The sequence below is a fragment of the Bacteroides coprosuis genome (assembly GCF_020741705.1).
Lineage (GTDB): Bacteria > Bacteroidota > Bacteroidia > Bacteroidales > Bacteroidaceae > Bacteroides_E > Bacteroides_E coprosuis.
Map to the genome: position 1 here is coordinate 1 of NZ_DYYK01000067.1, position 8,354 is coordinate 8,354.

Here is an 8,354-nt window from a genome sequence, read left to right on the forward strand (position 1 = left end):
GCAGCTGCTATAATAGAGCCTATTTCTGTTATCAGAGTTTCTTTTTCTAGTAAGGGGTCCCTTTTTATTAATTCTTGAGATACAGCATTTCCTAAGGATCTACCTACACAAGATACCTCCAAGCTATGAGTTAAACGGTTGTGAACAAATACACTTCCTGGTAAAGGAAATACTTGAGTTTTATTTTGAAGTCTTCTGAATGGAGCCGAAAAAATCAATCTGTCATAGTCTCTTTGAAACTCAGTTCTATTCTTTGCTGTATGTTTATGTATGTCTTCCAATCCAAATCTCTTAGTGGATAAGAGCTGTTTCCAATTCATCATATATAATTTATTAAGTGCTATCTATCTAGATTCTCTCTTTGATAAGTTATAGGTTATTTTACTTTAAATGTATAAATAATCTCCCTAAAATGCCTATTTTCGTTATTTAATACATTTATGAAGATATGAAAATAAAAATAATTAATTGTTCAAAGAATCAATTACCAAATTATGCAACCCTATTGTCTGCTGGTATGGACATTCGTGCAAATGTTGAAGGTGCCATTGTGTTAAAGCCTATGGAAAGAAAATTAATACCAACTGGATTGTTTTTGTCTATTCCTGAAGGCTATGAAGCACAAATACGACCAAGAAGTGGATTGGCTTTGAAAAGTGGAATTACTTTATTGAATACTCCTGGTACAATTGACGCTGATTATAGAGGGGAGATAGGTATAATTATGGCAAACTTATCGGATACAGAGTTTGTTGTTCGAAATGGAGACCGTATTGCTCAAATGGTAATTGCTAAATATGAGCATATTGATTGGGAAGAAGTTTCTAGCTTAGATGAAACCCAACGGGGCAAAGGTGGCTTTGGTCATACAGGAAAAGAATAAAAAAAGAATTATGAAAAGAAGTGTATTGCGAATAGTATGTTGTATGTCTCTTTTTCTTCTGATAACTCTTAAAGTAAATGCTCAAGAGAAAGTAGAAAAAGATTCCGTTCTATTAGAAACTTTAGTTGGTAATGAGGATCGAAAGTATTCTTATTATTTTTTAGAAGGTATGGTTCAAAAGAATAAAGGGAATTTGGATGATGCTTATGCTCTCTTTACTCATTGTATTGAAATTGATCCAGCCAAAGCGGAAGCTTACTATCAAATAGGTGCTCTCAATATGAATATGAATCAACTTCCTGATGCACTTACCTCTTTTCAAAAGGCTGTTCAGTTAGATAGTTTGAACTATTGGTATAATGAGTCCTTCTTCTTTGCTTTATATAACTCTCCTGAAAATGAAGAGGAAGCTATAAAGCAGCTAGAATTGATGACACATCGCTTTCCTGACAAATCGGCTTTGCAGTTTCAATTGCTAGACTTATATGCTCAATCACAAGATTATGATAAAATCATAGCAGGTCTGAATCAACTAGAGAGGAAATTAGGGAAAAGTGAGCAGATCAGTATGCAAAAATTTAAAGTATACTTACTCAAAAATGAGGAAAAAAAAGCTTTCAGTGAAATGGGCGATTTAGTAAGCACATATCCTAATGATTTGAAGTATCAAGTGATTTTAGCGGATTTATATTTGAACAATGGGAAAAAGAAGCAAGCACTAACCTTATTAAATAAAGTGTTGGAGCAAGATCCTGATTTTCCAATGGCTATATATGCATTAGCTAATTATTATAATGAAACTGATCAAAAAGAAAAATATATTTCGGAATTAGAGAAAATACTTTATAACCCTAAAGCAGAGATGGATTTAAAGCTGAATTTAATGCGTCAATACATCTTTAAAGCTCAGGAAGATACAGTCCAAATTATGGGACTATTTGAAAAAGCAATAGAGCTAAATCCTGCAGATGATCAGATACCAATGTTGTATACCCAGTATTTGATGAGTCAGAAAAAGGAGAAAGAGACTAAACCTGTGTTAGAACACATTTTGAAACTAGATCCAACTAATACTCCTTCGAGATTGATGCTCTTAGGTATGGCAATTAGAGAAGATGATTATAAAAAAGTGATTGAAATCTGTGAAGGAGGAATCCTGTCAAGTCCAGGCACAATTGAGTTTTACTTTTATTTAGCTATCGCTTATAATCAGGCAGAAGATTATAAGAAATTATTGAGTACTGTTTCTCAAGCTTTAGCTGTAGTAGACGAATCTACTCCCAAAGAGCTTATTTCCGATTTTTATGCTTTGAGAGGTGATGGATACCATTCTTTATCTCAGTACGATAAGCTATATGAGGCTTATGATAAAGCCTTAGAGTATAATCCTACGAATAGTGGAGTTCTGAATAACTATGCTTATTATTTATCTATACAGCGCAAAGATTTAAGTAAAGCTGAAGCAATGAGTAAGAAAACTGTTGAAGCAGAACCTAAAAATCCAACATTCTTAGATACGTATGCATGGATTCTTTTTGAGCTTAAAAGATATACTGAGGCAAAGGTTTATATTGATGCTGCCCTTGAAAATGGAGGAAATGAGAGTGGGGTAGTTATAGAACATGCTGGAGATATATATTTTAAACTAGGAGAGAAAGAGAAAGCTCTAGAATATTGGATACAAGCAGAAGAATTAGGAGCAGGTTCAATGATTACGTCCAAAATCAAAAAGAAAAAATATATCGCAGAATGAGATTCATTTTTTTGAAAAAGAGAGTCTATCTATTTTATTTTACTTTAGTTTTCATCTTTTCATCCTGTGTTTCTACTCAAAGAATATTTGATGAGAATGTGAGATATCTTACGTGTAAGTTTGAATTGATTATTCCTACAGAGAGTGGAGCCGAAAAAATAAATGGTATAGTAAACATAGAGAAGGGGAAAATGGCTAGAATTTCTTTTCGTGCACCCGTTGTGAGGTCAGAACTGGCTGTGCTTGAATATTCTACCACAGGTTTACTTGTGCTAGATCGGAAAAATAAAACTTTTGCAAAATCCTCATACCCCATAATGAATGATAAAGGTATTCAAGTAGTATCATTTGATTCTTTTGAAAGAATTGTTTGGAATGCTGCTCGGTCTAATAAGAAAAAAGTTTTTTTATTGGCTTCTGATTTTGGCTGGAATGCCTTTGGTAGTGCTACCATTGAGTTATACCAGTTTGATAATACTCCTTTTCAGCAAAGACCTTTACGTATCTCTACTAAATATATAGAAAGCTCTATCAACTCAATGCTAGAAAGTTTAGGTCTCTTTTAATTTAAGATGATAGTTCTATATTATGCTCTCTTGAATTTATAAGCCAAAAATTATTTAGTCTTTGATAAAACATATCTGTTTGTCTAGCTTTTTAAAATAGCATGAGTTTTTAGCTCTTGTTTATGTGTGTGCATAAATAAGAGCTTTTTTATTTAAAGCAAAGTATCATCATAACACCGATATGAGAATGACATGTCGGTGTCAAAGCGTTATCATGTCAGGGTTAAAACTAACTGTATACTTTGTATAGTTATCTTTGGTTAAATGTGTTATTACTTATACTACGAAAATAAAAGAGAGTTAATCTATGAATGATATTGTTAATGTAACTATTTAAAGTTCTAGTCCATTTAGTAAATTATAATACTTATCAAGAGCGTCTTCAATCTCTTGAATACATATGTATTCATCAGCAGTATGAGATCTACTTGAATTTCCTGGTCCCATTTTTATAGAAGGAAATGGCATAAGTGCTTGGTCGGATAGAGTAGGGGATCCAAATGGCTTATAGCCTTGCTCAAGAAGTCTCTTATAGATAGGGTGAGAGGATTCTATTTGTGATGAGTTAAGTCTAGTAGATCTGGGTGTCGCCTTTGATTTTATATTATCAGAAATGATATTTAAAATCTCATTATTTGTATAGCAACCATTTCCTCGAATATCAACAACAAATGAGCACGAGTCGGGTATAACATTGTGTTGTGTCCCTGCATTTATTTGTGTTACACTCATTTTTACTAGTCCTAAAAAGGGCGAAACCTTTTTGAATGAATAGTTTTTGAACCATAAGATATCATCCAGTGCTTCATAAATAGCATTGATTCCTTCCTCTCTTGCTGCATGCCCTGCTTTCCCTGCAGAGAAAACATCTAGAACCATGAGACCTTTCTCTGCCACAGCTGGCTGCATACTCGTTGGTTCACCTACAATTGCTAAATCAAATTTGTTTTCGTAGAGGTTTAATACTTGTGTTATTCCATTTTTACCGCTAATTTCTTCTTCTGCCGATGCACAAAATACTAAATTATACTTCTGACTCACCGGTAAATTTAATGTCGTTAGTAATAGAGTAATAAGGCTAGCTCCTGCATCATTACTACCTAGTCCATAGATTTTGTCATTGACTATATTGGCTTTTAATGGGTCTTTTGTCCAAGTTGAGACAGGTTTTACTGTGTCTATATGAGAATTTAACAATATTGTGGGAACATTTTGGATCTCTTTTCTATTAAATAATAGATTGTTACCTATTTTTTGAGGAGTAAAACCTTTAGCTTTTATGTAATCGCATAAAAATTCAGAAACTCTGTTTTCCTCTTGGCTAAAAGATGGAATTTCTATAATTGAAGAGAGTAAGTAAATAGCTTCTTTTATTAAATCAGATTTATTCATTGTTTGCTGTTTTCGATATAAAATTAGTTAGAATAATAATTGGAAACAATCATAAACTGAGTGTTTTATTTAAAACAAAGAGAATAAGTGGAAGGTTGTTATTTACAATAATTATATAGTGGCTTAGGGATATTTCCATAATATAACATACCTTTGTAGTTGAAATTCAAAATAAAAAAGATATGATATACCATCATTTATCTGTTTTAGTTCATCGCCAAGCTGAGAAATATGGTGATCGAATTGCACTGAAGTATAGGGATTACGAATTATCTCAATGGATTCCTATTACTTGGAAACAATTTTCTCAAACAGTAAGACAAACTGCTAATGCTCTTGTAGCATTGGGAGTTGAAGAAACCGAAAATATAGGTATCTTTTCAGAAAATAAACCTGAATGTCTTTACGTAGATTTTGCTGCCTACGCAAATCGTGCGGTTACAATACCTTTCTATGCGACAAGTTCTCCGGCGCAAGCTCAATATATGATTAACGATGCGAATATTCGTTTCTTATTTGTGGGGCAACAGTATCAGTACGATGCAGCAATTAGAGTTTTAGGACATTGTCATTCCTTAAAACAGATTATCATATTTGATAAAAAAGTTGTACTTGATCCTAGAGATAAATCGTCTATTTATTTTGAAGACTTTTTATCCTTGGGTAAAGATTTGTCGTATAATGATATTGTTGAGCAAAGAACAGCGAAAGCTAGTGAAACTGATTTAGCTAATATTTTATATACATCAGGAACTACTGGGGAGCCTAAGGGAGTAATGTTACATCACTCTAATTACTTAGAAGCTATTCGTATTCACGATTTACGTCTGGTTGATATTACAGACAAGGATATATCCTTGAATTTTTTACCTCTAACTCACGTATTTGAGAGAGGGTGGGTTTATATCTGCGTAAGTAGAGGGGTGCAAGTGTGTATCAATTTGGTCCCTCAAGATATTCAGATAGCAATAAAAGAAATTAGACCAACATTAATGTGCAGTGTCCCTCGTTTTTGGGAAAAAGTATATTTAGGTGTTAAAGATAAAATAGATAATACATCTGGTCCCATGAAGCAACTTATGCTCAATGCTGTTAAAGTGGGTCGTGAGCATAACCTAAACTATATCCGTTTAGGTAAAAAGCCACCTCGAATGTTACATCTTAAATACAAGTTTTATGAGAAGACAGTAATGCAACTTCTTAAAAAAACAATTGGTATTGAAAACGGTAATTTCTTCCCAACTGCTGGAGCTGCGCTTCCAGTAGAAGTTGCTGAGTTTGTTTATGCTGTAGGGATAAACGTAATTACTGGCTATGGGCTGACAGAATCTACAGCCACAGTATCTTGTACATGGAAGACTCATTTTCAAATCGGATCAGTTGGTCAGGTTTTGGATAATGTGCAAGTAAAGATTGGCGATGAGAGTGAGATTTTATTGAAAGGAAAAACGATTACCCAAGGTTATTATAAAAAACCTGATGCAACAGCCCAGGCTTTTACTGCTGATGGCTGGTTTCATACAGGAGATATTGGCTACATGAAAGATGGGGAACTATATATGACAGGACGTCTTAAAGATTTATTTAAAACTTCCAATGGAAAATATATAGCACCTCAGGCATTAGAAACTAGATTAGTAATAGATCAATTTATAGATCAAATAGCATTAATTGCTGATCAAAGAAAATTTGTATCTGCCTTAATAGTTCCTGTCTATAGTAAAGTGGAAGAGTATGCTAAGGAGCATGGAATCCAGTATGCCAATTTGGATGAGCTGCTAACGCATCCACAGATCTTACAAATGTATAAAGGGCGTATTGATACTCTCCAGCAACAATTTGCCTATTACGAACAGATTAAGCACTTTACACTTCTAAAAGAACCTTTTAGTATGAAAAGAGGGGAGTTGACTAATACTCTAAAAATTCGCAGGAACGTTATTGCGAAAAACTATAAAGAGGTGATTGATAAAATGTATGAAAAATAATTTAAAATACAGAGAGAGAAGTTAAAGCTTCTCTCTTTTTTTAATTATCATATAAACTTAGAATATTTGTATTAGATAAATTAGTATCTTAGTGCCCTGATATTCAGAAGACAATATTAAAACAAACAAAAGAGTGTATAAATGAAAGAACAAACTTCAAATCAGCAGTTACAAATAGAATTAACTGATGATATAGCAGATGGTATTTATTCAAATTTAGCAGTGATTGCTCATTCATCGTCTGAGTTTATTCTTGATTTCATTCGAATTATGCCAGGAGTTCCAAAAGCTAATGTTAAATCTAGAATTATATTGGCACCCGAACATGCAAAACGACTGCTTTATGCTTTGTCTGATAATATAAGGAAGTATGAGCAAGAAAATGGTCAGATAAAATTGCGTGAAGAGAGTGAACTTCCTCCTATTGGAAATGTTAAAGGAGAGGCTTAATAAAGAAAAAAGTGCAAGCCTATGGATAATTAAAATATTATTTGTAATTTTGCACCCCGATTATACACGTTTGAAATTAAAACAAATAACAAATATATAAATAACAAAAACAATTAAGAAATGCCTACAATTCAGCAATTAGTAAGAAAAGGACGTTCTGTACTAAAGGAGAAAAGTCATTCTCCTGCGTTAGAATCATGTCCTCAAAGACGTGGCGTTTGTGTGAGAGTATATACTACTACTCCTAAAAAACCAAACTCTGCAATGCGTAAAGTTGCTCGTGTACGTTTGACTAACCAAAAAGAGGTGAACTCTTATATCCCAGGAGAAGGTCACAACTTACAAGAACACTCAATCGTTTTAGTGCGTGGTGGTCGTGTTAAAGATCTTCCAGGTGTTCGTTACCATATTGTACGTGGAACACTAGATACAGCAGGTGTTGCAGATCGTAAACAAAGACGTTCTAAATACGGAACAAAACGCCCTAAAGCAGCAAAAAAATAAAAGAATCTAAAAAGAGCCTCTTGAATTAAAGAGACTCTGATTCTATTTTAATTATTTACAAATTCGTTTTAGTTTGTTGGATAGCTCAAGGTTGAGTAAATATTCTAGAGAGAATGTTGAAGACGTATTGATACAACCATAAACAAAACATTATTTTCATTAAGAAAAATGAGAAAAGCTAAACCAAAAAAACGTGTAATCCTTCCGGATCCACGCTTTAATGACCAAAAGGTTACAAAGTTTGTAAACCATTTGATGTATGATGGTAAGAAAAACTTATCATATGACATTTTCTACACAGCACTAGATGTTGTTGCAGAGAAAATGGCTAATGAAGAAAAATCATCTCTAGAGATCTGGAAAAAAGCATTAGATAATGTAACTCCACTAGTTGAAGTTAAATCTCGCCGTATCGGTGGTGCAACATTCCAAGTTCCTACTGAAATTATTCCAGCTCGTAAAGAATCAATTTCTATGAAAAACTTGATTCTATTTGCAAGAAAAAGAGCAGGTAAAACAATGGCTGATAAATTAGCCTCTGAAATTATGGACGCTTACAACGAACAAGGTGGAGCCTTCAAACGTAAAGAAGAAGTTCATAGAATGGCTGAAGCTAACCGTGCATTTGCTCACTTCCGATTCTAATTCAATCTATCTAAGATTAAGATTTATTTGAATTAAAACTATAAAAAATTAGAATTAGAAAATGGCACATTTAGATTTACATTATACAAGAAATATCGGTATCATGGCTCACATTGATGCTGGTAAAACAACAACTTCAGAGCGTATCCTTTTTTACACAGGATTGACTCATA

General features: G+C 33.3%; 9 protein-coding genes and 1 pseudogene. 8 read left to right on the forward strand and 2 right to left on the reverse strand.

Translation table 11 applies throughout. The features are described 5' to 3' along the window. Window positions 1–323 (reverse strand): annotated as a pseudogene (locus tag K8V80_RS03905) (dehydrogenase); the annotation flags it as partial. A 125-nt stretch (window positions 324–448) separates the two neighbouring features. Between K8V80_RS03905 and dut the strand changes: the two are divergent. The 3 genes from dut to K8V80_RS03920 all read left to right on the forward strand — a co-directional run bounded on the left by dut (window position 449) and on the right by K8V80_RS03920 (window position 3,202). Beyond that, a complete protein-coding gene (gene dut, locus K8V80_RS03910) occupies window positions 449–883 on the forward strand; it encodes a dUTP diphosphatase (RefSeq protein WP_276775593.1) in 435 nt (144 codons plus the stop codon). 10 nt (window positions 884–893) lie between these two features. Next, a complete protein-coding gene (locus tag K8V80_RS03915) occupies window positions 894–2,636 on the forward strand; it encodes a tetratricopeptide repeat protein (RefSeq protein ID WP_276775595.1) in 1,743 nt (580 codons plus the stop codon). A 98-nt stretch (window positions 2,637–2,734) separates the two neighbouring features. Next, entirely contained in the window at window positions 2,735–3,202 is a 468-nt protein-coding gene (locus tag K8V80_RS03920) for a DUF4292 domain-containing protein (RefSeq protein WP_276775597.1), read from the forward strand. Window positions 3,203–3,535: 333 nt separating this feature from the next. Here K8V80_RS03920 and K8V80_RS03925 read toward each other — a convergent pair whose 3' ends face one another. Further along, window positions 3,536–4,594: a M20/M25/M40 family metallo-hydrolase gene (locus K8V80_RS03925; RefSeq protein ID WP_276775599.1), complete on the reverse strand. Its 1,059-nt coding sequence runs from the start codon at window positions 4,592–4,594 to the stop codon at window positions 3,536–3,538. Window positions 4,595–4,776: 182 nt separating this feature from the next. Between K8V80_RS03925 and K8V80_RS03930 the strand changes: the two genes are divergently transcribed. The 5 genes from K8V80_RS03930 to K8V80_RS03950 form a co-directional block, all read left to right on the forward strand. Further along, on the forward strand, window positions 4,777–6,582 hold the full coding sequence (locus K8V80_RS03930) for an AMP-dependent synthetase/ligase (RefSeq protein WP_006743622.1): 1,806 nt from the start codon (window positions 4,777–4,779) through the stop codon (window positions 6,580–6,582). 141 nt (window positions 6,583–6,723) lie between these two features. Then, window positions 6,724–7,032, forward strand: a complete 309-nt coding sequence (locus tag K8V80_RS03935) for a DUF3467 domain-containing protein (RefSeq protein WP_006743621.1) — start codon at window positions 6,724–6,726, stop codon at window positions 7,030–7,032. 120 nt (window positions 7,033–7,152) lie between these two features. Further along, a complete protein-coding gene (gene rpsL / locus K8V80_RS03940; RefSeq protein WP_006743620.1) occupies window positions 7,153–7,536 on the forward strand; it encodes a 30S ribosomal protein S12 in 384 nt (127 codons plus the stop codon). Between the two features lie 168 nt (window positions 7,537–7,704). Then, window positions 7,705–8,181 carry a 30S ribosomal protein S7 gene (rpsG, locus tag K8V80_RS03945; RefSeq protein WP_006743619.1) on the forward strand — a complete coding sequence of 159 codons (477 nt, stop codon included), beginning with the start codon at window positions 7,705–7,707 and terminating at the stop codon, window positions 8,179–8,181. Window positions 8,182–8,242: 61 nt separating this feature from the next. Beyond that, on the forward strand, window positions 8,243–8,354 hold a 112-nt coding region (locus tag K8V80_RS03950), incomplete at its 3' end, for a GTP-binding protein (RefSeq protein ID WP_276775603.1).